This window comes from Pseudoalteromonas shioyasakiensis, assembly GCA_013391845.1.
Lineage (GTDB): Bacteria > Pseudomonadota > Gammaproteobacteria > Enterobacterales > Alteromonadaceae > Pseudoalteromonas > Pseudoalteromonas apostichopi.
In genome coordinates, this window is sequence record CP058414.1 from 2,821,996 (window position 1) to 2,846,111 (window position 24,116).

The 24,116-nt window shown below is 41.5% G+C and carries 19 protein-coding genes; 14 read left to right on the plus strand and 5 right to left on the minus strand.

The features are described 5' to 3' along the window. Positions 1–2: 2 nt before the first annotated feature. The 3 genes from HYD28_12940 to HYD28_12950 all read right to left on the minus strand — a co-directional run bounded on the left by HYD28_12940 (position 3) and on the right by HYD28_12950 (position 3,406). The gene (locus HYD28_12940; protein QLE09782.1) at positions 3–479 is read right to left on the minus strand and encodes an FKBP-type peptidyl-prolyl cis-trans isomerase; all 477 of its coding nucleotides are present in this window, start codon (positions 477–479) and stop codon (positions 3–5) included. Next, a complete protein-coding gene (locus HYD28_12945) occupies positions 476–2,878 on the minus strand; it encodes an AAA family ATPase (protein ID QLE09783.1) in 2,403 nt (800 codons plus the stop codon). Before HYD28_12945 ends, HYD28_12940 begins: the two co-directional genes overlap by 4 nt. A 69-nt stretch (positions 2,879–2,947) precedes the next feature. Further along, entirely contained in the window at positions 2,948–3,406 is a 459-nt protein-coding gene (locus HYD28_12950) for a zinc ribbon-containing protein (GenBank protein QLE09784.1), read from the minus strand. A 186-nt stretch (positions 3,407–3,592) separates the two neighbouring features. Here HYD28_12950 and leuS point away from each other — a divergent pair, with 186 nt between their 5' ends. From leuS to lipA, 13 genes are all read left to right on the plus strand, one after another. Next, positions 3,593–6,181: a leucine--tRNA ligase gene (gene leuS / locus HYD28_12955; GenBank protein QLE09785.1), complete on the plus strand. Its 2,589-nt coding sequence runs from the start codon at positions 3,593–3,595 to the stop codon at positions 6,179–6,181. 1 nt (position 6,182) lies between these two features. Next, complete coding sequence (locus HYD28_12960; protein ID QLE09786.1) at positions 6,183–6,674, plus strand: hypothetical protein; 492 nt, start codon at positions 6,183–6,185, stop codon at positions 6,672–6,674. Then, entirely contained in the window at positions 6,674–7,714 is a 1,041-nt protein-coding gene (gene holA / locus HYD28_12965; GenBank protein ID QLE09787.1) for a DNA polymerase III subunit delta, read from the plus strand. Before HYD28_12960 ends, holA begins: the two co-directional genes overlap by 1 nt. A 12-nt stretch (positions 7,715–7,726) precedes the next feature. After that, the gene (nadD, locus tag HYD28_12970; GenBank protein QLE09788.1) at positions 7,727–8,362 is read left to right on the plus strand and encodes a nicotinate-nucleotide adenylyltransferase; all 636 of its coding nucleotides are present in this window, start codon (positions 7,727–7,729) and stop codon (positions 8,360–8,362) included. A 56-nt stretch (positions 8,363–8,418) separates the two neighbouring features. Beyond that, entirely contained in the window at positions 8,419–8,736 is a 318-nt protein-coding gene (gene rsfS / locus HYD28_12975; GenBank protein QLE09789.1) for a ribosome silencing factor, read from the plus strand. 27 nt (positions 8,737–8,763) lie between these two features. Continuing rightward, a complete protein-coding gene (gene rlmH / locus HYD28_12980; GenBank protein ID QLE09790.1) occupies positions 8,764–9,234 on the plus strand; it encodes a 23S rRNA (pseudouridine(1915)-N(3))-methyltransferase RlmH in 471 nt (156 codons plus the stop codon). A gap of 8 nt (positions 9,235–9,242) precedes the next feature. Continuing rightward, complete coding sequence (gene mrdA / locus HYD28_12985) at positions 9,243–11,123, plus strand: penicillin-binding protein 2 (GenBank protein ID QLE09791.1); 1,881 nt, start codon at positions 9,243–9,245, stop codon at positions 11,121–11,123. Next, a complete protein-coding gene (rodA, locus tag HYD28_12990) occupies positions 11,120–12,226 on the plus strand; it encodes a rod shape-determining protein RodA (protein QLE09792.1) in 1,107 nt (368 codons plus the stop codon). Before mrdA ends, rodA begins: the two co-directional genes overlap by 4 nt. Continuing rightward, a complete protein-coding gene (locus HYD28_12995) occupies positions 12,226–12,990 on the plus strand; it encodes a septal ring lytic transglycosylase RlpA family protein (protein QLE09793.1) in 765 nt (254 codons plus the stop codon). Before rodA ends, HYD28_12995 begins: the two co-directional genes overlap by 1 nt. A gap of 54 nt (positions 12,991–13,044) precedes the next feature. Continuing rightward, the gene (locus tag HYD28_13000; GenBank protein QLE09794.1) at positions 13,045–14,205 is read left to right on the plus strand and encodes a serine hydrolase; all 1,161 of its coding nucleotides are present in this window, start codon (positions 13,045–13,047) and stop codon (positions 14,203–14,205) included. A 183-nt stretch (positions 14,206–14,388) separates the two neighbouring features. After that, positions 14,389–14,667 carry a YbeD family protein gene (locus HYD28_13005; GenBank protein ID QLE09795.1) on the plus strand — a complete coding sequence of 93 codons (279 nt, stop codon included), beginning with the start codon at positions 14,389–14,391 and terminating at the stop codon, positions 14,665–14,667. Positions 14,668–14,686: 19 nt separating this feature from the next. Continuing rightward, entirely contained in the window at positions 14,687–15,340 is a 654-nt protein-coding gene (gene lipB, locus HYD28_13010) for a lipoyl(octanoyl) transferase LipB (GenBank protein QLE09796.1), read from the plus strand. Then, on the plus strand, positions 15,337–16,302 hold the full coding sequence (gene lipA, locus HYD28_13015) for a lipoyl synthase (protein ID QLE09797.1): 966 nt from the start codon (positions 15,337–15,339) through the stop codon (positions 16,300–16,302). The genes lipB and lipA overlap by 4 nt, the downstream gene beginning before the upstream one ends. Before the next feature lie 58 nt (positions 16,303–16,360). On the opposite strand, the gene HYD28_13020 is transcribed toward lipA, so the two are convergent. Beyond that, positions 16,361–16,954: a TetR/AcrR family transcriptional regulator gene (locus HYD28_13020; GenBank protein ID QLE09798.1), complete on the minus strand. Its 594-nt coding sequence runs from the start codon at positions 16,952–16,954 to the stop codon at positions 16,361–16,363. 602 nt (positions 16,955–17,556) lie between these two features. Here HYD28_13020 and HYD28_13025 point away from each other — a divergent pair. Next, positions 17,557–19,182 carry a M28 family peptidase gene (locus HYD28_13025; protein QLE10559.1) on the plus strand — a complete coding sequence of 542 codons (1,626 nt, stop codon included), beginning with the start codon at positions 17,557–17,559 and terminating at the stop codon, positions 19,180–19,182. Positions 19,183–19,237: 55 nt separating this feature from the next. On the opposite strand, the gene HYD28_13030 is transcribed toward HYD28_13025, so the two are convergent. Next, complete coding sequence (locus HYD28_13030) at positions 19,238–23,851, minus strand: hypothetical protein (protein QLE09799.1); 4,614 nt, start codon at positions 23,849–23,851, stop codon at positions 19,238–19,240. Positions 23,852–24,116 lie beyond the last annotated feature (265 nt).

Sequence of the window (24,116 nt, forward strand, 5' to 3'; positions counted from 1 at the left end):
ATTTAAGATTCTATCTTTATCAACTCTACGTCAAATATCAGCAATGAACCTGCTGGAATACTGCCTACGCGTTTACGGCCGTACGCAAGCTGCGGCGGGATATAAAAGGTAAACTTATCCCCTTCACTCATGAGTTGTAAGCCTTCAGTCCAGCCAGCAATCACTTGATTTAAGCCAAAGCTGATTGGCGAATTTCTTACCACTGAGCTGTCAAAAACACTGCCATCCATAAGCGTACCATGATAATGAACCTTTACTTTACTGGTTGCATTTGGCTTTGTGTCATTCCCTGAACTTTGCTCAATTTTGTATTGCAACCCAGATGCTGTTTCATGAACATCGTCGGCTTTACTATTGTTCGCTAAAAAGTCCGCTGCTAGTTTTTCATTTTCAAGGGCTTGTAGCTTCGCCTTTTTACTATTTTTAAAAATTAAAAAGCAAAAAATACCAATGATCAGTAAAAGTATTAAATTAATCATTCTGCGTCCTTCTCATCATCATTATCGCCATTAACGATATCAGCAATATTGGCAAGCCTTGCTAATGCTAGGGCATTTATTGAGCCATCAGGATAACCTTGTGGTGTCATTTCGCCTGCGTCTTTATCCATTAATAAACTCAGTGCTTGATCAACTGTTTCAACGGCATAAATGTTAAAGCGTCCTTTTTCTACCGCATCGAGCACTTCGTCATCAAGCACTAAATTGACTTGATTTGATTTAGGAATAATCACCCCTTGCTCACCAGTTAAGCCACGCATTTTACAAAGCTTAAAGAAGCCTTCTATTTTCTCGTTGACGCCACCGATTGATTGCACGTCTCCATGCTGGTTAATTGAGCCTGTAAGCGCGATAGATTGGCTAATAGGTAAATTAGTAATTGCCGATATTAGCGCGCAAAGCTCTGCTAATGAGGCGCTATCACCATCAATGTAACCATAGCTTTGCTCGATTGCGATATTGGCACTGAGCGTTAGGCTAAATTGCTGAGCATATTTATTACCTAAGTAACCGGTTAATAGCATCACCCCTTTTGAGTGAATTGCTTTACCCAGCTCGGCTTCACGTTCAACGTCAATAACGCCATCTGCACCTGCGTACACAGTGGCGGTAATACGTGCAGGGGTACCAAATGAAGTATCACCAATGTGCAGCACGGTTAAGCCATTCACTTTGCCCACGGCGTGACCTTCAGTAGCAATTAAAATTTGCCCCTCTTTGATATCACTCAACATGGTTTCTGAAATTTGCCCGGTGCGATATTGCTTACCTACAATAGCTTCATCGATGTGATGAGCATCAATCACAGTTTGCCCATCTTGCTTGGTATAAAAACTGGCTTCTGCCACTAATTCTAATACATCAGCAAAACGAGCTGAGAGCTTGTTATGATGTTCAGCTTGACGATAACTAAATTTTAATAACCTCGCCATCGCTGCTTCATTTACTGTGCAATTAAGTGTCTGCTGACAATATTCAGTGACCTTGGTAATGAACTGATATTGCAGTTTGTCACTGCTTGGCAAATAGTAATCAAAATCAGCGAGTACACGAAATAACTCAGCAAACTCTTCGTCATATTCACCTATTGTGTAATAGAGCTCCCGTGAGCCTAGCAGCACTATTTTTACATCAAGGGGAATAAGCTGCGGACGTAATGTAAAGCTACTCCCCACAGAGCTGTCTTGATAAGGTAAGTCGTTTTTGATTTGATGCGTTTTTAAAGATAACTTAAGGCCATCCCACACTTGTGGGTTAGACATAACTTTCTCTGCATCCATAATCAAATAACCACCATTAGCACGGTGCAATGCACCTGGTTGTATTGAACGGTAACTGGTGATTAAAGAGCCTTGCGAAGTCGCATATTCAATTTTTCCGAAGATATTACCAAACGTTGGATTTGGCTCATACACCACAGGCGCTGCATCATCTTCTTTGTATTCTACTAAGATATTTGGCGCAAAGAAGTCTGTGAGCATCCCTTTACGGTCAAAGTCTTCTTTATTTTCGTCGTTTTCATCGTCGTCGAGCCACTCAAGCACTGCATCAATGATTTCTTCACGAATGTCTTTTAAGTAACGTAACACACCAATATGCGTGGCATATTTGTGTTCAAGGGCTTTAATTAGTGGTTTAGTGGCAAGCTCTGCAGTTGATTTTTTAAGGTTACGCAGTTTCTCAGATGACTCACGCTTCCAGCGAGGCAGCTCAATCAGTGCTTCGATTAATGCATCTTCAAGTTTTTCAATGACCTCATAAAACTCAATACGCAACGGCTCTTCAAGGGCTGCAAATTCACTGTCACTCAGTTGTTTACCGTTAACCAAAGGCGCAAAGCCAACGACGCCATTTTCTTCAATCAGAGCCACACTTTGCTCAAGAGCAGCAATTTCGACTGATGTAATTGCCGCATCGTAAGTATCGGTAAACTCACGGTCGATTGATTTTTTCTTACGTTGATAACCAGGATTATCAAAAGCCGCGGGGAATGTATCGAGTACTTCATCAATGAAAGAATCAATATCGTCTGCTAACTGTTTTGATTGACCAGCTTGCATAAATAACGCAATAGGCTCGCGGTGGTCTTCATAGTTATTAACGTACAACCACTCATTAGGCGTTGGGCGGTCTTTTGAATGGGCTGTGAGCTTGTCTTTTACTAAGGTGTAACGTCCGTGCGCTGCTTCACCCATTACATAGACATTATATCCAGGTAATTCCATCCCCAATGAAAAGTCGAGGGCACTTTGTGCACGTTGCTGGCCAATAAATGGTAAGGCTTCTGGATATGGGTTTTGCATGCAAGTGGCAACATGGCTTGCAGCAATCTCAGGTGCTAACGCAGAAACAGGTAGAGGGATTAGTTTTTTTGTCATTCTAACTTCTTATTTCCCAGTTTTGACTGGGCATTATAGGTAACGCCCAGCACAAGCCTGCGTCACTGATTAAGGTTGTAATGCCTTACGGCGAAAATAAATACCGCCACATTCAGTACAAGGAGTAATTTGCGTAGCATGGTAAACATCGTAACTATGCTGACAATTTTTACATACTAATGTGCCCATGGCTATCCATTCTCCTTCTTGATACACACCATTGTGTTTAAAATCTTGGTTTAATGCTTGCCATTCAAGCTGGGTTTTATCTTCGATATGCGACAATTCGTACCAAAGAGACTCTTTGAGCTCTAGCCAAGCGAGTGAGTCATAATGACTGTCGTTTTCTTTGATATGGTCAATATCGCGCTTTAAATAGTCACGATACTGATATAGCTTTTCTTGACCTAAATCTTTAAGTGCCTGCTCTGACTCAACAAATTTCTCCATTGCATCTTTTAGCTCATTCTCTTTTACGTCTTTAAGCCAAGCACTCAAATCACTAAGCCAAGATTTATAATCTGCCATCGTTTACTCCTTCAAAAGTGATGAAAAATCAATCGTTATACTAGTTGAGTATAGGTTAACCTGTCCTGAAAATATATTTCATTGGAAAATTAATAAAAGCGCCTATTTGCCGCTGTGATTAGCATGTATTTTGGGTTATCCTTATCGACAATTTTTTATTAATTTGCAAGAAGTCTGGAATCGTAGATGCAAGAGCAATATAACCCGCAAGACATAGAGTCAAAAGTACAAGCCTACTGGGAAGAAAACCAAGTATTTAAAGTCACTGAAGATGAGAGCAAAGAAAAGTATTACTGCCTATCGATGTTCCCATACCCAAGCGGCCGACTCCACATGGGTCACGTTCGTAACTACACCATTGGTGACGTAGTATCTCGCTTCCAACGCTTGCAAGGCAAAAACGTAATGCAACCAATGGGTTGGGATGCGTTTGGTCTTCCTGCTGAAAACGCGGCAATCAAAAACAACACCGCACCTGCTAAGTGGACTTACGAAAACATCGATTACATGCGCGATCAGTTAAAGCAACTTGGCTTTGGTTATGATTGGGATCGTGAAATCGCAACATGTCATCCAGAATATTATAAGTGGGAACAGTGGTTCTTCACTAAGCTTTACGAAAAAGGCTTAGTATACAAAAAGATGTCAACAGTAAACTGGGATCCAGTTGACCAAACAGTACTAGCGAACGAGCAAGTAATTGATGGTCGTGGTTGGCGTTCAGGTGCCATTGTTGAGCAAAAAGAAATTCCACAATGGTTTATCAAAATCACTGATTACGCACAAGAATTATTAGATGATTTAGACAAACTAGATCACTGGCCTGAGCAAGTTAAAACCATGCAACGCAACTGGATTGGTCGTTCTGAAGGCTTAGAAATCGAATTCAAGCGTGCTGATAACGACGATACATTCAGTGTTTATACAACGCGCCCTGATACCTTCATGGGTGTGACGTATGTTGCTGTTGCAGCAGGTCACCCAATTGCACAAGAAGCCGCTAAAAACAGCGATGCTGTGGCAATGTTTGTTGATGAGTGTAAAAACACGAAAATCGCAGAAGCAGACATGGCAACCATGGACAAAAAAGGCATTGCTACTGGCTTTTATGCGATTCACCCATTAACAGGTAAGCAAGTACCAATTTGGGTTGCTAACTTTGTATTAATGGATTACGGCTCAGGCGCTGTAATGGCTGTTCCTGCACATGACCAACGTGACTACGAGTTCGCATCAGCTTATGGCCTTGAGATCACTCAAGTTATCGCACCAGCTGCAGGTTCTGAAGAAACGGTTGATTTAGACAACCAAGCTTACACAGAAAAAGGCGTGTTAGTTAACTCAGGTGAGTTCGATGGTCTTGAGTTTGAAGCAGCGTTTAATGCGGTTGCAGACAAACTAGAAGCACTTGGTGTCGGTGAGCGTAAAGTTAACTTCCGTCTCCGTGACTGGGGTGTTAGCCGTCAGCGTTACTGGGGTTCTCCAATCCCAATGCTTAGCGACGAAAATGGTGATGAGCTTGCAGCAACTGAAGACATGCTACCAGTTCGCTTACCAGAAGACGTAGTAATGAATGGTGTTACTTCGCCAATCAAAGCTGACCCTGAATGGGCTAAAACAACTGTAAATGGCGCACCTGCATTCCACGAAACTGATACCTTCGATACCTTTATGGAATCATCATGGTATTACGCACGTTACTGTAGCCCTCGTTTTGACGAAGGTATGATTGAGCCAGGTGCCGCAAATTACTGGTTACCAGTAAACCAATACATTGGTGGTATTGAGCATGCGATCTTGCACTTACTTTACTCGCGCTTCTTCCACAAACTATTACGTGACTTCGGTTTAGTTAACTCAGATGAGCCATTTGAGCGCTTATTATGTCAAGGCATGGTATTAGCAGATACTTTCTATCGTAAAGATGAGAAAGGCGGTGATATTTGGATTTCCCCAACAGACGTACAAACTGAAACAGACGACAAAGGTCGTGTTGTTAAGGCTTGGCACAAAGAAGATGGCGAGCCTGTATTCTCTGCAGGCATGAGCAAAATGTCTAAATCGAAAAATAACGGTATCGACCCACAACAAGTTATTGCCGAGTACGGTGCAGATACAGTTCGTTTATTCATGATGTTTACAGCACCACCAGAGCAAACCCTTGAATGGTCTGATTCAGGTGTTGAAGGTGCAATGCGTTTCTTAAAACGTATTTGGAAATACGCTGTTGATGTAGAAACAGTAGGCTACCAAGCGCTTGATAAGTCAGCATTAAACAACGACCAAAAAGTACTACGTCGTGAGCTTCATAAAGCAATTGCAAAAGTAACTGATGACGTTGAACGTCGTCAAACATTCAACACCGCGATTGCAGCAATCATGGAAATCTCTAACAAATTATTAAAAGCACCACTTGCAGATAAGCAAGATGTAGCTATTGCTAACGAAGCTCTTGAAGCATTGCTTATCATGCTTGCGCCTATCACGCCGCATATGTGTCACCAGTTATGGCAAGACCTTGGCAAAGAAGGCGACATCTTAGATGCAGCATGGCCAAAGGTTGATGAATCAGCGCTTGTTGAAGATGAGAAGCTAATCATTGTACAGGTTAACGGTAAGCTACGTGCTAAGTTAACAGTGCCTGCAGATGCAACGAAAGAGCAAGTTGAAACGCTAGCATTTGCTGAAGAAAACGTGACTAAGTTCACTGATGGCGTAACCATCCGTAAAGTGATTTACGTACCTGGCAAACTACTTAACGTGGTTGCTAATTAAGATGGCAGCGCTTCAAGCACTGAAAAACGGACTAGCCTTTGCGCTAGTCTGTTTACTACTAACAAGTTGTGGCTTTCACTTAAAGAAAGCCTCTAATTTGCCTGAAGACTTGAAAGTGATCACCCTTGCTGGTGATGATGAAAAATCAGCGCTATTCGAATTAGTTGAGAAAGAGCTTATTGCTAGTCAAGTAAAGCTAAACGAAAGTGACAGCCTATACCCTGAGTTAATCATCCACAAAGACCGTCTAGAGCGTCAAATATTGTCATTATTTGATAATGGTCAGGTTGCTGAATATGAACTTGCCTATAGTGTAAGCTATACCCTAAAGCGACCAGGTCAAAAAGCCATAAATCAAAGCTTTGAGCTGTATCGTAACTACCAAGACGACCCTGACAATGCCCTTGCAAAGGCAAAAGAACTTGATTTACTATTAAACGAAATTCGTAAACAAGCGAGTCGCCGTATCGTTCGTGAGTTATCACAACTCTAATGCGTTGTTATGCAAACCAACTTCCGAGCCAGTTAAAAAAAGGCCTAGCGCCTTTTTACATGGTCTTTGGTGAAGAGCCTTTTCAAATTGAACAGTGTGTCATGCAAATTCGCCAAGCTGCTAAACAGCAAGGCTTTGACGAGGTCATTAAATTTACCTTAATGCCAGGTTTTGATTGGCAAGAAATTGTTGCTCAATACCAGAGTATGTCGCTGTTTAGTGCTCGTACCTTAATTGAGTTTGATTTAAACGAGCAAAAACCAGGTACTCAAGGCAGCCAAATCTTTAAACAACTTGTTGAGCTTACTAATCCCGATACTATTTTGGTTTTAAAAGGTGCCAAAGCCAGCCAAGATATTCAACGCAGTGCTTGGTTTAAGGCCTTAGATAAACAAGGCTTATTCGTTCCTTGTTATCCCCTCACAGGTAATCATCTAAGTCGTTGGTTGGATGAGCAATGTTACCGTTTAAACTTGAACCTTCATAACAATGCTAAACAAAGCTTGATTGATGCCACAGAAGGTAATTTACTTGCCTGTCATCAAGAGCTAGAAAAACTGTCTTTACTCTACGGCAGTGAGCTAATTGACCAACAAGCCGTAATGCAAGGACTGCTTAACCAGTCTAAGTTTGATATTTTTGACTTAAGTGATGCTCTATTAAATGGCCAAGCCAAGCAAGCCGTTAAAGTAATGACTAAACTTGCCGCTGATAATACCGAAGCAATGAGTATTTTTTGGGCTATTAACAAAGAAGCTGCAAATTTACTGGCGATGCAACATGGGCGCTTAAATGGTGCCAACATGGCTGATTTATACAAGCAATTTAATATTTGGAAAAATCAACAAGCGATTGTTCAACAAGCCTTAAACCGCTTAAATATTAAAGTACTCGAACAAATTACAGTTCAGTTAGCTCAGTTTGATGCAGCTTATAAACAAGGGAACCTCGTAGCTCCCTACCAAGCATTAATGCACATATGCTTAATGTTTTGCCAACCAGTGGCAATACCTTTACCTTGCCACCCAGTCTTCGACTAAGAGTGACAATTCATGATTGCTATTTTCGGTGGCACCTTTGACCCGATTCACTTAGGTCATATTAATATGGCCCAGCAATGCGTTCAGCAGTGTCAACTTGATACCCTTTACTTCATGCCTTGCGCTATTCCCGCTCACAAAGCTAAGCCAGGAATAAGTGATGAGCATCGAATTAACATGCTGAAACTCGCGATTGAAAACAACCCACATTTTGCTATTGATTATCGAGAGTTAAATAGAGAAGGTGCATCTTATTCGCTACTGAGCTTAAAAGAGCTTCGTGCAGAAAATCCGTCTTCACCGATTATGTTTTTAATCGGCATGGACTCATTCAATAGCCTAGACAAGTGGTTTAAATGGCAAGAAATTGTCGAACTATGCCATATCGTTGTTTATCAACGTCCGGGTCAACACTGTCAAGTAAGTGGTGAGTTAGCGGTTTATAAAGAAAACGCTTTTACTGAGCAGCTCAGCCAACTGCAACAAACCCATGCAGGTAAGTTATTCTTTTTAAATGGCTTACAAGTTAATGCTGCCTCAAGCGAAATCAGAAAAAAGCTGCATTTAAATGATAATATAGCGGAACTTTTACCTACCACGGTAAGTCAATACATTGCGCAGCATCATCTTTACCAAACAGATGAATAAATACTGTCTGCGTGATAAAATAACAAATTAAGATTATTTATTTTTGAGATAACACTTTGGATTCTAAACAACTACTCGCATTTGCCCTTGATAAAGTCGACGATATGAAAGCCCGTGATGTGGTGCAACTTGATGTTCGTGGTAAGTCTGATATTACTGATTACTTATTAGTATGCTCAGGAAACTCTAAACGCCACGTACAATCTATTGCGGATCACGTTGCTAAAGAAGCACGCCATGCTGGAGAAGAGCCTCTCGGTTACGAAGGCCAAAACGAAGGCGAATGGGTGCTGGTTGATCTAGGTGATGTGGTTGTGCACGTAATGCAAGACCAAACTCGCGACTTCTATGATCTAGAAAAACTTTGGGGCTAACCCTTAGCAAGGACATAGGTAACCATTTTGAAAATACAATTGATTGCTGTTGGCACCAAAATGCCAGCATGGGTTGAAACCGGATTCACAGAATACCAACGTCGCTTTCCGCGTGATATGCCGCTTGAGCTTATTGAAATCCCCGCTGGTAAACGTGGTAAAAATGCTGATATCAAACGTATTTTACAACTTGAAGGTGAAAAGACCCTTGCAGCTATTCCTAAAGGTAACCGTATTGTTACTCTTGAAGTAACGGGTAAACCCATGGATACCCACCAGTTGGCGAAAAGCATGGAAAAATGGCAGCTTGATGGTCGTGATGTCAGCTTGTTGATTGGTGGACCCGAAGGTTTAGCACCAGAGTGTATCGCAGCCTCTGAGCAAAAGTGGTCATTATCAAACCTTACACTACCGCACCCATTGGTGCGTATTATTGTTGCAGAAAGCCTATACCGAGGCTGGAGCTTGAATAACAACCACCCTTATCATCGCGAGTAGTAAAACCAATGCGAAAACACAGACCCACGATTAGAGACCACTCGGCTGAGGCAAACTTATTTGCTCGCCGTGCCTTTGTGGGCTTTGTGTTTGTTACATTGTTAATTGGTGTGTTGCTATCTAACCTGTACAATATCCAAGTTATTGATCATCAAGATTATCAAACACGTTCGAACGATAACCGAATCAAGGTCATTCCTATTGCTCCTAACCGAGGGCTCATTTACGACAGAAATGGCGTATTATTGGCTGAGAACAAACCTGTTTACAATCTTGAAGTGATCCCTGAAGAAGTTGACGATCTTGATAAAGCTCTAACAGAAGTAAAACAGATCATCGAAATTAGTGAGCAACAAAAGGCCGACTTTTTAGATGATATTAAGCACAATCGCCGTTTCAAAAGCCAAGTATTAAAGGCCCGTCTAGACGAGACTGAGGTAGCAAAGTTCTCTGTTAATCAGCATAAATTCCCTGGTTTTAGCATCGAAGCTCGGTTAGCTCGTTTTTACCCCTATGGTGATACCCTCACCCATGCCTTAGGTTATGTTGCCAAACTCAACAAAAAAGAACTCATTAAGCTTGAAGCAGAAGATCAAGCTACTAATTACCGTGCAACTCACGACATTGGGAAGCTTGGTATTGAGAAATATTATGAAGAGCTCCTGCATGGCATGGTGGGTTCACAGCGTGTTGAAGTGAATAACCGTGGCCGAGTTATTCGTACATTGAGCCTTACTCCACCTGAACCAGGTCATGATTTAGTACTCACCCTGGATATTGGCCTGCAACAAATAGCCCAGCATGCTCTAAAAGATATGCGTGGTGCCGTTGTCGTACTTGATGCAAAAGATGGCGGCGTATTAGCTCTGTATTCAAACCCCAGTTATGATCCGAACTTATTTGTACATGGGATCAGTAGTACCGACTACAAAAAGCTGCTCAACCCGGACCGGCCACTTATAAACCGAACTACACAGGGTCGTTACGCACCAGCATCGACAGTAAAACCTCTCATGGCTATTTTAGCGCTTGAGGAAGGCCTCGTTACCGAGCAAACACAAATGTGGGATCCGGGCTTTTTTCAGATTCCAAATGTCGATCACAAATGGCGTGACTGGAGGCGTTGGGGTCATGGTCATGTTGATGTTTACAAAGCCATTGAAGAGTCTTGCGATACCTACTTTTACGACGTTGCGTATCGTTTAGGCATTACTAAAATCAGTGATTTTATGTATCAATTTGGATTTGGTGAGTTATCTGGTATTGATATCCATGAAGAAACTTCTGCAATAATGCCATCTAAAGAGTGGAAAGAAGGTCGCTTTAGAGAGTCTTGGTGGCGTGGCGATACAATTTCAGTGGGGATCGGGCAAGGTTACTGGACTGCCACACCAATGCAAATTGCTAACGCAACCAATATATTGGTAAACCGTGGACTCGATCATCCACCACATCTTGTGCAAGTAGCCAAAAAAGAAAATGAAGTAACGCAAATAAACAATGACGAAAAGCCCCCAGTGGAACTAAAAAATCCTCATCATTGGCAAATTGCTCTCGATGCTATGCATAATACAGTGCACAAAGTCACTGGTACTGCACATAAAGCATTTAGAGGGGCAAGTTACGACCCTGCTGGCAAAACAGGTACTGCGCAGGTGGTAAGTATCGCACAAGGTGAACGTTACGACGCTAAGTCGCTAAAAGAGCGTCAACGAGATAACGCTATCTATGTTGGTTTTGCACCTTATAACGACCCGCAGATTGTTGTCTCTGTAGTTGTAGAAAACACTGGGGGTGGTAGTACGGTTGGAGCTCCTATTGCTCGTCAATTAATGGATTACTACTTCTCAGCTAACCCAATTCAAATTACCCAAAGTGACGCGCCATGATCCCATTAAATAAAAAGCGCTCAATTTGGCAGCGTCTACACCTCGATTTACCGCTACTTGTAGCCCTTTTGGCTATGATGGTTGCAAGTTTAGCGATTGTATACAGCGCCAGTGGCCAAGACTCTGCAATGATGATACGCCATGCAACGCGTATGTTTGGCGCTATTCTCGGTATGTTCATTCTCGCTCAGTTTTCGCCTAATACTTTAAAAAGCATGGTAATTCCGCTTTACTGTGTGGGGCTACTAATGCTGGTAGGAGTGTTATTATTTGGGGTTAGCTCAAAAGGAGCGCAGCGCTGGCTTGACCTAGGTGTAACCCGTTTCCAACCATCAGAATTAATGAAAATTGCTGTGCCTATGATGGTTGCTTGGTATATTGGTCGCAATCATCTTCCCCCTCGTCCACTGCATTTAATTATTGGTTTTGCCATAGTGATGGTGCCAACCATTTTAATTAAAGAACAACCCGATCTCGGTACCTCTATTTTGATAGCTAGTTCAGGTATATTTGTATTGTTTTTATCTGGGCTTAGTTGGCGCTTAATTGGCTTTTTATCAGCCTCAGTGGCATTAGCAGCTTGGCCATTTTGGCATTATGTTATGCTTGATTATCAAAAGCAGCGAGTACTTACCTTTTTGGACCCAGAAAGTGATCCTCTTGGCTCTGGGTATCACATTATTCAATCGAAAATTGCTATAGGCTCCGGAGGAATTGAAGGTAAAGGCTGGTTACAAGGAACTCAATCGCAATTAGAGTTTTTACCCGAACGTCACACCGATTTTATCTTTTCTGTTCTAAGCGAAGAGTTTGGCCTTTTTGGGGTTTGTTTATTGCTGTGTATGTACTTGTTTATTATTGGTCGTGGCTTGTATATTGCGGTAAACGCGCAAGATGCTTTTGGTAAACTTCTTGCCGGTGCATTAACCCTTACCTTCTTTGTTTATGTATTTGTAAATATTGGTATGGTATCTGGGTTACTGCCTGTTGTAGGCGTTCCGTTACCTCTGATAAGTTATGGTGGCACCTCAATGGTGACCTTAATGGCTGGGTTTGGCATTATTATGTCGATCGCCACCGATAAAAGGATGCTTTTAAAATAATGACACAGCGAGTCAATTTCTTATTAATAGCGTTATTCTCAATGCTGCTAGCAGCATGTAGTTCTTCGCAGCAAGGTCGCTATGCTATGGAGCATGATGCTGCGCCGCTTCGTAAACCGACCGAACTTGAAATGCAAGATGCGATAGTTACCCCTGTTGTTAAAAGTGCCAGCGCCAGTCGCCCTTACGAAGTTCGTGGTAAACGCTACACGCCAATGCTTGATGAAACAGGCTATGCAGAAGAAGGCATCGCTTCATGGTATGGCCGAAAATTTCATAATTATCACACCTCAAACGGTGAAGTCTACGATATGTTTGCAATGACAGCAGCTCATAAAACACTCCCTCTACCAAGCTTTGCCAGAGTAACAAATTTAGATAACGGTAAATCAGTGATTGTTCGTGTTAATGACCGAGGACCGTTTCATGAAGATCGGATTATCGATTTATCTTATTCTGCGGCCTATAAATTGGGTTATTACCGACAAGGTACAGCCCGTGTTAAGGTTGAGGCTGTTACCCTTGCAAATTCTGCCCCTCGTTTAAGCTACATTCAGGTTGCAGCGGGAAGTACTCTTGCTAATGTTGAGGCGCTCGCGTTTCAACTTCGTCAGCAATATCATGTGCCAACAAACATTGTTGAAAAAGATGGAATCTATCGATTACGTCTTGGTCCAATAAAAGATGCCGCAGAAGCACAGGCTGTTTTAGAAAAGCTAAAACAAAACCAATTTCAGAACGCGTTCTTGCTTTACAGTGAGTAAGACCTTTAGAATAGGTCAACGCAACATGTTTAACTTTAACCATTAATGAGTACGATGAAATCTATAAAATATAAAATCTTAAGTGGCGTTTGTGGCCTTGTTTGCACTGCTAGCGTATTTTCTGCAACAGCCCAAATTATCCCTGCCCCACCTCAAGTTAATGCGAAAGGTTATTTCTTGGTTGATTTCACCACAGGTAAAGTAATTGCCGAAGGCGAAGCTGATACAAAGCTAGCACCTGCTAGTTTAACCAAAATGATGACCAGTTATGTTATTGGTACTGAAATCAAAGCAGGTAATATTGCTCCAACCGATATGGTTACAGTGAGTGAAAAAGCTTGGGCAAAGAATTTTCCTGAGTCATCAAAAATGTTTATTGAAGTAGGTAAGCAGATCAGTGTTGATGACCTTAATCACGGTATCATTATTCAATCTGGTAACGATGCCTGTGTAGCTATGGCAGAACACATTGCTGGTAGTGAAAGTGCATTTGCTGATTTAATGAATGCGCATGCTGAAAAACTTGGCATGACTAACAGCCACTTTGTAAATAGCCACGGTTTAGATACTAACGAACACTTCACAACACCACGCGATATGGCAACATTAGGTGCGGCTCTTATTCGTGATGTACCAGATGAATACGAAGTATACGCTAAAAAATCATTTACCTTTAATGGTATCAAGCAGTACAACCGCAACTCACTGTTGTGGGATGAAAGCATGAATGTTGACGGTATTAAAACTGGCCATACGTCTGAAGCTGGCTATAGCTTAGTCACTTCAGCAACTAAAGACGACATGCGTTTAATCGCGGTGGTTATGGGCACTGAAAGCGAGCGTGCACGAAAAGTTGAAAGCAAAAAGTTACTTAACTATGGTTTCCGCTTTTTCGAAACAATTACCCCATACAAAGCAGGCGATAGCTTTGCAGAACAACGTATTTGGATGGGTAACAAAGAAAACGTATCGCTAGGTATCTTAGAAGACACGCCAATTACTATCCCGCGTGGTCAGCGTAAAAACTTAAAAGCAAACTTCGAGCTTGATAAAACGTTAGAAGCACCTCTGGCTAAAGGAACTAAAGTAGGCACGCTTTTCTTACAGCTTGAAGGTGAAGAGATTGCTCAATACCCACTAGTTACACTAGAAGAAGTGGAAGAAGGTAGCTTCTTTAGCAAGATCTACGATTACCTGCGTTTACAAATTCAGTAATCTGCTAGTAAAGTTTATAAACGCCTTGCACCGCAAGGCGTTTTTTTTTGTCTGAAAAATGATAGAATGCGCCCCATATAAGTCGCGCTGGGTCGAGTGCGTCGTAATCTAAGTTTGCTTAACGCCAAGAAATGGCAGAGAACACCTCTATTAAGCATACTCACTGTTTGAGGAGTCACCGTCGTGGTTCAACCTGTAAAAAATACTAAGTTTGACGAGTATTTAGATTTTCCTTGCCCATTCACATTTAAAATCATGGGTTTAGCTAATGTAAATCTAACAGATCAGATCCTAGAAAAGCTGCAACCAATTGCACCTGGCGATTATGCGCCAAAGGTAAAACCAAGCAGCAAAGGTAATTACGAATCTGTAACGCTTGTAGCTACCGTTACAAGTAAAGAGCATATTGAAGAAATTTATAACGTGATCAGCAACATCGATGACGTACGTCACATGCTATAGACCGATTACGGAGTAAATCGTGAGCGAAAGAGAATTAATCGTTCGTCAATTAGGTCGTCAGCGTTACATGCCAATTTGGCAAAAAATGCAATCTTTTACCGACACCCGTGATGAGCACACAGCCGATGAAATTTGGCTCGTTGAGCACGAGCCTGTATTTACTCAAGGCCAAGCTGGTAAAGCTGAGCATTTATTAAATACCGGTGATATCGAAGTGATCCAAGTGGACCGTGGTGGCCAAGTAACATACCACGGACCAGGCCAGCAAATGATGTATGTGCTGTTCAACTTACGTCGTTTAAAAATTGGTGTAAGAGAGCTAGTTACATGGCTTGAAGAGTGTATTATCGACACGCTAAAAGAATATGACATTGATGCCTACGCCAAAGCAGATGCACCTGGTGTCTACGTAAACGATAGTAAAATCGCCTCATTAGGCCTTCGTGTTCGCCGCGGTTGCTCTTTCCACGGTTTAGCACTAAATGTAAACATGGATCTAGCGCCATTTTTGCGTATAAATCCATGTGGCTATGCTGGCATGAACATGGTGCAAACAACCGACCTTAACGGTCCGCAAAACCTCGAGCAAGCAGGTGCAGGGCTTGTAAAACACATGATTAAAAAGCTTAATGCTACTGTGGTTAAGCATACTGAAGGGTTTGAAAACGAATGAATAAACCAGTCAAAATGGAACCAGGCGTAAAACTGCGTGATGCAGAAAAAATGGCGCTGATACCAGTTAAAGTTTTACCGACTGAAAAAAACGAAATGTTACGTAAGCCAGAGTGGCTGAAAATTCGCTTACCTAAATCAACCGAACGTATTGATGGTATTAAACAAGCGATGCGTAAACATGGTTTGCACTCAGTTTGTGAAGAGGCATCATGCCCTAACCTATCTGAATGTTTCAACCATGGTACAGCTACCTTTATGATTTTAGGTGCTATTTGTACTCGTCGTTGTCCATTCTGTGATGTTGCACACGGCCGTCCATTAAAGCCAGATGCAGCAGAGCCTGAAAAGCTAGCGCTGACCATTAAAGACATGAAGCTAAGCTATGTTGTTATTACCTCGGTAGACCGTGATGATTTACGTGATGGTGGTGCACAGCACTTTGCTGACTGTATACGTGAAATTCGTAAGCACAACCCAGAAATCACCATTGAAATTTTAGTGCCAGATTTTCGTGGTCGTATGGACAGAGCCCTTGATATCTTAATCGAGACGCCGCCAGATGTATTTAACCACAACCTAGAAACTGCACCGCGTTTATACAAATTAGCGCGTCCTGGTGCTGATTATAAGTGGTCACTTGAGCTTCTACGTCGTTTTAAAGAAGCGCACCCTAATGTGAAAACTAAATCAGGTTTGATGGTAGGTTTAGGTGAAGAGATTAGCGAAATCGAAGAAGTGTTACGTGACTTACGCGAGCATAACGTTGATATGCTAACAGTAGGCCAATACTTACAACCTTCTAAGCACCACTTACCTGTTAAACGCTATGTGCCGCCAGCAGAGTTTGATGCATTAAAAGACTATGCAGACGAAATTGGCTTTACTCATGCGGCCTGTGGTCCATTTGTTCGCTCAAGCTACCATGCTGACCAACAAGCAGCTGGTAAAGAAGTGAAGTAAGACTTCTTATAAATATAAAAAGCCCGCATCAAGCGGGCTTTTTTTATGAAACAGACAATCAGCGCCCATATCGCGCTAAGAACAATTTCACGGTTTCACTAATCACTTTACTATCAGAGTCGCCAGCTTGACGTTCAAAGCCATACAGCAATGGATAAAAAATTAAGGACTTTAATTGATATACAAATTGTTTTGCAGCGAACTCAACATCATCAATATTTAAAGCCTGCGCTTGGTTTCCAGCTTCTAAAAACGACACGAGATCTTGCATGCAGCCCATGTTGTTACTAGCTAATGATTTAGCTAAATCAGGCTGTTTTAACATTTGCATGAAGGCTACTTTCGCCACTTTTAAAAACTCTTCAGAGGTTAGTAGCGCTACTTCTTGCTCGGCAATACAGGTTAACTGCTCTGCTATTGGCAAAGAAGCATCAAACACAACAGCTTGCTCTTGGCGTACTTTTTCAAACATAAACACAAGAATAGCCTGGAACAACACATCTTTATTTTCGAAGTGGTTATATACCGTACGCTTAGAGGCGCCCGCCAAGCTTGCAACCTGATCCATACTTGTATGCTCAACACCCTGCTGAAAAAATAATGTCTCTGCTGCATTCAAAATATCTAATCGCTTTCTTTGTGATAGTTTCATGTGCCCCTCCAATCAAGTTACTAGTGTACCGTAAAAACAAAAAATGCACTAGACAGTTTACTTTTACAACAAGCCACAAAAAACTACACAGGACATTTACTTATAATAAAAATTGAGATTTCAAAAATGGTTAGCAATCGCCACTCTATCTTGATATGACCCAATTAACCCCTCAACAAAAAGCATACCAAGCGCAAGTATCATTCAGTATCCAGTCGTTGCCGAGGTTTTAGAACTCAAGATACCAAGATTAATAACACTTAATAGTTCACTTGATAGAGTAATACCAATTCACTCAATTAAGTGGTCTATTTTGAGGCAATTAACCCTCGTTGATAACAAGGCAAAAATTTCGTTATTTAGTTGTGATCGACAATTGCTCCTGCATGCTACCTTCTGCATCCATGCCGTCGTAAATAAGAAATTTTAACGCAAGTAGCGACAGGTTTAATCCCTCAAAATGGTTAAGTATTATTGCGGACTAGTATAAAAGTGCATCATTACCCTTTCATCCTGAATAATTAGTTATTTGCAGACTCTTTCTGGACAGCCCCCCTTCTCGTCCCATATAGTGAAACCTTGTGCAATCAACCAGAAAAACTATGACAACTCACCTTAAATATGCAAGCTTGGCACTTGCAGTTGGTTTATTCGGCTGCTCTGAGCAACCAATATCTAGCGCTAATAAGCCAAGTGCTGAAAACCATGAAGCCGTTAACATTGCCAATGTGCGCTCACATATTAAAACACTTGCCTCTGATGAATTCTTAGGCCGTGGCCCTTTGACTGAAGGAGAAACGCTGACCATTAACTATTTAGCTGACGAGTATAAAAAACTCGGCTTAACAGGTAGTTATAATGGCGAGTTTTTACAGCCAGTTACTATGGCAAAACTCACCCCAGATCAAAACATGACCCTAAAAGTGGGTGATTTAAGCTTTAATGCTGGCAGTGATTTTACCGCCCGCACTCAGCAAATTAACCCTGAGATTAATATTGATGGTTCTGATGTTGTGTTTGTTGGCTATGGCATTAATGCACCAGAATATAACTGGGATGATTTTGCTGATATTGATGTCAAAGGCAAAACCATTATCGTACTTGTTAATGATCCAGGTTTTGCGACCCAAGACGAAGCACTTTTCACAGGTAATGCCATGACCTACTACGGCCGTTGGACTTACAAATATGAAGAAGGTGCACGACAAGGCGCAAAAGCGGTATTCATCGTTCACGAAACAGCTCCTGCGGCATACCCTTGGAGCGTAGTTGAAAGCTCGAACACTGGCAGTAAATATACCTTAATCGACCAAGAGAAAAATGTTTCCGACATTCCTGTTATGGGTTGGATTGATGAGCAAGCTGCAAATGAAATCTTTGCTCAAGCCGGTCTTGATTATCAAACTGAAAAAGCCAATGCATTAAAAGCAGATTTTAAACCCGTAGATTTAAACGCTAAGGCAGAGCTGACACTGCAAAGTGATATCTCTCAAGCTCAGTCGCATAACGTTGTTGCAACCCTAAAAGGCAGTGAAACTCCTGATGAGTACATTGTAATTGGCGCACACTGGGACCACTTTGGTACGAAGCAAACTGATGACGGCGTAAAAATCTATAATGGTGCTGTAGATAATGCATCAGGTAGTGCAGCAACAGTGGAAATAGCCCGAATTCTTACCGAAATGCATAAGAACAAGCCATTCAAGCGCTCTATTATCTTTGCCAACTTTACGGCTGAAGAAACGGGACTTATTGGTTCTCAGCAATTTGCGACTGGCGAAATTGTACCAACCAAACAAATGGTCGCGTTGCTTAATATTGATGGTATGAACGTGCTAGACGGCGTTGACTACATATTGCAATACGGTAAAGGCATGTCTGAGATGGAAGACTACCTTGCAGATGCAGCTAAAGCACAAGGTCGTCATGTAAAAATGGACCCTCGTCCTCAAAATGGTTTGTTCTTCCGCTCTGATCACTTCTCTCTAGCTAAACAAGGCGTTCCAAGCTTACTATTTATGAGCCTAGGCGATACAGATCCTGATTATATTGCTCATAAATATCATAAAGAAGCTGACGACTATTCAGCCGAGTGGTCTATGGGTGGTGTTGAGCAAGATATTGAACTGATCGTTGATATTGCAGCCAAGCTTGCTAATAACGGTGATTGGCCAAAATGGAAAGCCGAGTCTGACTTCAAAGCTCGCCGCTTACAAGACAAGCAATAGCCTTCGCTTAGATATAAAAAACCGAGCTATTAGCTCGGTTTTTTATTGATTAATATTACTCACTTATCTTAGCTTTTAATGACTGTGCTTCTTCTTGCACTTCATCAGGGCCATTCGCTATCACATCTTCAATAGCTTGCAGTGCTGCATCAAAGTCGTCTATTTCGATATATGCCCTTGCTAGGTCCAGTTTAGCTGAGTAACCACCACTTTCGGCATCAACATCAGTTGGATTATCACCTGCAAGTAAGTCATTAAAATCACTCAATCCTACATCCATATCAACCTCGTCATAAGGTTCATGGTCTAGAGCTTCATCATCACTTTGTTCAAGTAATGAATCAATATCTACAAACTCATCAGCTGTAGCTTGTTGCGCTTGTTCATCTTGATCCTCTAAGACCGCTACTTCAGGTTCAACTGTCTGTTGACTTTCACCCTGTAAGTCTTCATTTAATAGGGCATTAAAATCAACATCAAATTCACTGGCATCAGCAATATCAGCTTCATCTGGCTCTGCTAATTCATTTAACAGCGCATCAAAGTCTGTTTGAGTGAGATCAGCCATAAAATCATCATCGATTTCATCATCTGACAGCTCACTTAAATCAGCCTCGTCAGCTAAATTAGACTCGATATCAGCTAATGTTTGCTCAGCTTCTGCAGCATCATCAAGTTCAATATCGTCTAATTCGAATTCAGGGAAATCCTCTAATTCGTCTTGGCTTTCAGCAACCTCATCATCAATTGGCTCTTCGCTAGTTAACTCTTTTGTGCCTTCGTTTTCTGATTGTTCCGGCAAGTCGCCACCAGAATCAAGAACATCATCTTCTGTGAATTCATTATCAAGCAAGATGTCATCATCAAAATCATCGTCTAACTGACCAAGCTCATTACCCGTTGCTAATGAGTTAGCAAGGTCTTGCTCTGCCTGACTTAACTGTAATGGCTCATCTTCGTCTAACTGATTAGAAGTGTCTTCATCAGATTCATCTAATTCAAAACCTGCTTCATCTAGCTCAAGTTCTGGATACTCTTCCAACTCTTGGCTAGGAGTCACCGTATCTTGCTGTAATGGCTCTTCATCGGCAGTTAAATCAAATTCATCGGTTAGGTCTTCATCTGCAAGTGGATCATCGCCTAAATCAATTTCAACTTCTTCAATGTCTTGCTCTGGTTCATCTATTGACCAATCTGGTGCTTCGACATAATCATCTTCTTCACCAATTTCATTTAATAACTCATCAACGCTTTTCAGTGATGAATCATCAAATTCATCTAGACTATCATCTTCATCTAATAGCTCATCGCTATCTTCATTAAACTCTTGATTTAACGCCTCATCAATATCAACTTCGTCACTATCATCCGCGTCATCAACCAACTCAGAGGCAATCGATTCAACATTCATGTCATCAACAGCTTGATCTGCATCGGCTAAATCTTCTAGCGACTCTTGTAGATTCTCATCATGCTCTGCACTGTCACTCTGTTCATGGCTTAAATCTGAGATCTGCGCTTCGGTGTCTTGCTTCAGCTCATTTGTTTGCTGAATAAGCTCTTCTAGCTCATCATCAACGTCAGAGTCCTGCTCATCACTGCTCTGTTCATCAAGCAAAGAGTCGATATCTGCTACATCTAGTTCATCATCTTGCGCAGCATTGTCATCAATATCTGAATCACTATCATCTGTTAACTCAGGTTCTTCTGACTCTGCATCAACTTCATCGAGTAATGAGTCGATGTCATCAGTATCAAACTCATCGCTTAAATCATCTGTAATAGGCTCTTCGGTAGGCTCTTCAGCGGATTCTTGTTCTGGCTCTTGTGCTTCATCTAATAATGAATCAATGTCGTCAACATCAACATCAAGAGCATCATCAAGCTCGTTTTCATCGATTAAATCGTCTGCACTAGGTTCTTCGATTAGCTCTTCAACAAGCTCTGCTTCAGGTTCTTGCTCTTCTTGTGCCTCATCTAATAATGAATCAATGTCGTCAACATCAAGAGCATCATCAAGCTCGTTTTCATCGATTAAATCGTCTGCACTAGGTTCTTCGGTTAGCTCTTCAACAAGCTCTGCTTCAGGTTCTTGCTCTTCTTGTGGCTCTAGATCGTCTTGTGCTTCATCTAATAACGCGTCAATATCGTCAACATCAAGAGCATCATCAAGCTCATTTTCATCGATTAAATCGTCTGCACTAGGTTCTTCGCTTAGCTCTTCAACAAGCTCTGCTTCAGGTTCTTGCTCTTCTTGTGGCTCTAGATCGTCTTGTGCTTCATCTAATAACGAGTCAATATCGTCAACATCAAGAGCATCATCAAGCTCGTCTTCATCGATTAAATCATCTGTACTAGGTTCTTCGGTTAGCTCTTCAACAAGCTCTGCTTCAGGTTCTTGCTCTTCTTGTGGCTCTGGATCGTCTTGTGCTTCATCTAATAGCGAGTCAATGTCATCAACATCCAGTGCATCATCATGGTCATCGTTTTCTACTGCATCATTCGCTTCAGCTGTTGGCTCTTCTGTTTGCGCTTCATCAATTAAGCTGTCGATATCAAGATCATCTTCATCAATGAGTTCATCTGCACTTGCCTCTTCGACAGGCGCTTGTTCTTCTTGAACTTCATCTAATAGCGAGTCAATGTCATCAAGATCATCGTTTTCTAATGCATCATTCGCTTCAGCTATTGGCTCTTCTGTTTGCGCTTCATCAATTAAGCTGTCGATATCAAGATCATCTTCATCAATGAGTTCATCGGCACTTGTCTCTTCGACAGGCGCTTGTTCCTCTTGAAGTTCATCTAATAGCGAGTCAATGTCATCAACATCCAGTGCATCATCAAGATCATCGTTTTCTAATGCATCATTCGCTTCAGCTGTTGGTTCTTCTGTTTGCGCTTCATCAATTAGGCTGTCGATATCAAGATCGTTTTCATCAATGAGTTCATCGGCACTTGTCTCTTCGACAGGAGCTTGTTCCTCTTGAACTTCATCTAATAGCGAGTCAATGTCATCAACATCCAGCGCATCATCAAGATCGTCGTTTTCTATTGCATCATTCGCTTCGGCTGCTGGCTCTTCTGTTTGCGCTTCATCAATTAGGCTGTCGATATCGAAATCATCTTCATCAATAAGTTCTGCTTCAACGTTAGTTGTTGCGGCATCATTATTTTCATCTAGTAAATCATCAATATCGTCTAGGTTTACTTCTTGATTAGAATCTGTGTTATTTTGCTCATCAATTAAGCTATCAATGTCAAAATCATCTTCAGCGTCATCTTCTGCGAGCTCTTCACTAAGCGCTGCCATTTCATCATTCGCGTTATCTAACGAGTCATCTTCATCAGTATCAAATAAGTCGTCAATATCGTCAGCACTTAAAATATCACCAGATGAATCAGCTTGAGGCTGCCCACTATCAAGATCAATTTCATCACCCAAACTGTCGTCATCGGTTTGATCGAAATCTTGCTGCAAAAATGCATCTAAATCATCATCGTCAGCATTACTTGAAGACTCATCATTAAACTCGATGTCATCACTTAATAGCCCTTCTAGCTCATCTTGATTTAGAACACTGTCGTCTTCATCAAAGCTATCATCAATGCTGTCGTCAAAAATGATGTCATCATCTGGCAACATGTCTTGGTCTAAGTCATCATCTAAACGAACACTCAAGTCGTCATTTTCTTCAACCGGATCTGGAACTAGTGGATCACTTTCTACTATCGACTCTAACTCATCATCAGGATTATAACTTGGACTTTGTGGTAAAAATTCATCGTCGTCACTGCCATCAGTGTCATCGCTAGAGTTGTTACGTTTTTTCAAAAACATCACAACAGCAGCAATGATTAGTAATGCAGGAATAAACATTAATGCACCGAGAACAAATGGGTTACTCAGTAAATCCGAAAAGTTGAACCCACTGTCCTCTTCAATCTTTTTTGCTTTTTGCTGCTCTATGATTTCATTTTGTTTAGTGATCAGTTCTTTCAGCTGCTTTTGAATTTCACTGTCTTGACCAAGTTGATCTCGAACGGTTTCAAGCTCTTTAGAGATACCTGTAAGTTGTTTTTTGAGCTTATTGTTCTCTGCTAAGATTTCTTCAACATTTTCAACCGACGATTTAAACTGCTTTTGTAACTCGACAAGCTGCGTGCCCTGTTCTGTTTTAATGGTGTTGATTTCTTGCTTAAGCTCTTGCTTTGCTTCGTCTACATCAACTTTACGGGCTTGGGTGACTTTCTTTTGTGATTCATTGATTTCAGCGGTAGTCAAAGTACCGTTTTTCTTCTTTTCCCATAGTTCATCATCTTGTTCAGAACGCGCTTTTGCTAGCGTCGGATTGACCGCACGCATTTCGGCAATAGTTGGGATTTTTAGATATGCGCCATCACGCATATGATTAAGGTTTTGGTCTAAAAATGACGATGGGTTTTTGTCATACAAAGCTTGCATGACCTGATAAATACTTACAGAGTTGTCAGGGCGAATTTTAGCGGCAATGCGCCATAATGTATCGGTCGGTTTAATTGGACCAATAGAGCGCCCCTGCGCACCGTAATCGACACCTTTAGGGCCTTTAAGTGTGGTGCCTTCATCAGAGTATGTCGGTGTTACCACCAATGCAGACGCTAATATGAAGAGTGTTGCTAAACCGCGCATGCTGATCCTTTATGTTTTAAATGTTAACACAGCAACCTTAGTTGCTTAAACATCAAGTAATTCTTGCAGAATTGATTCTTAATTATGTTTTCTTGCAAGCTCTATTCCAGCTGCAAACTATAACTTAGTTGCCTTGCAATATCTATTGCAACACCTTGATAGTAAATAGCTTAAATAATAGCGGCTGAGAGGCTTTTTTATTGTTATCGTTAAGTTTATACGCTTTTACAACGTATGCGGCAATAATTTGGCAGTGAATTCACAA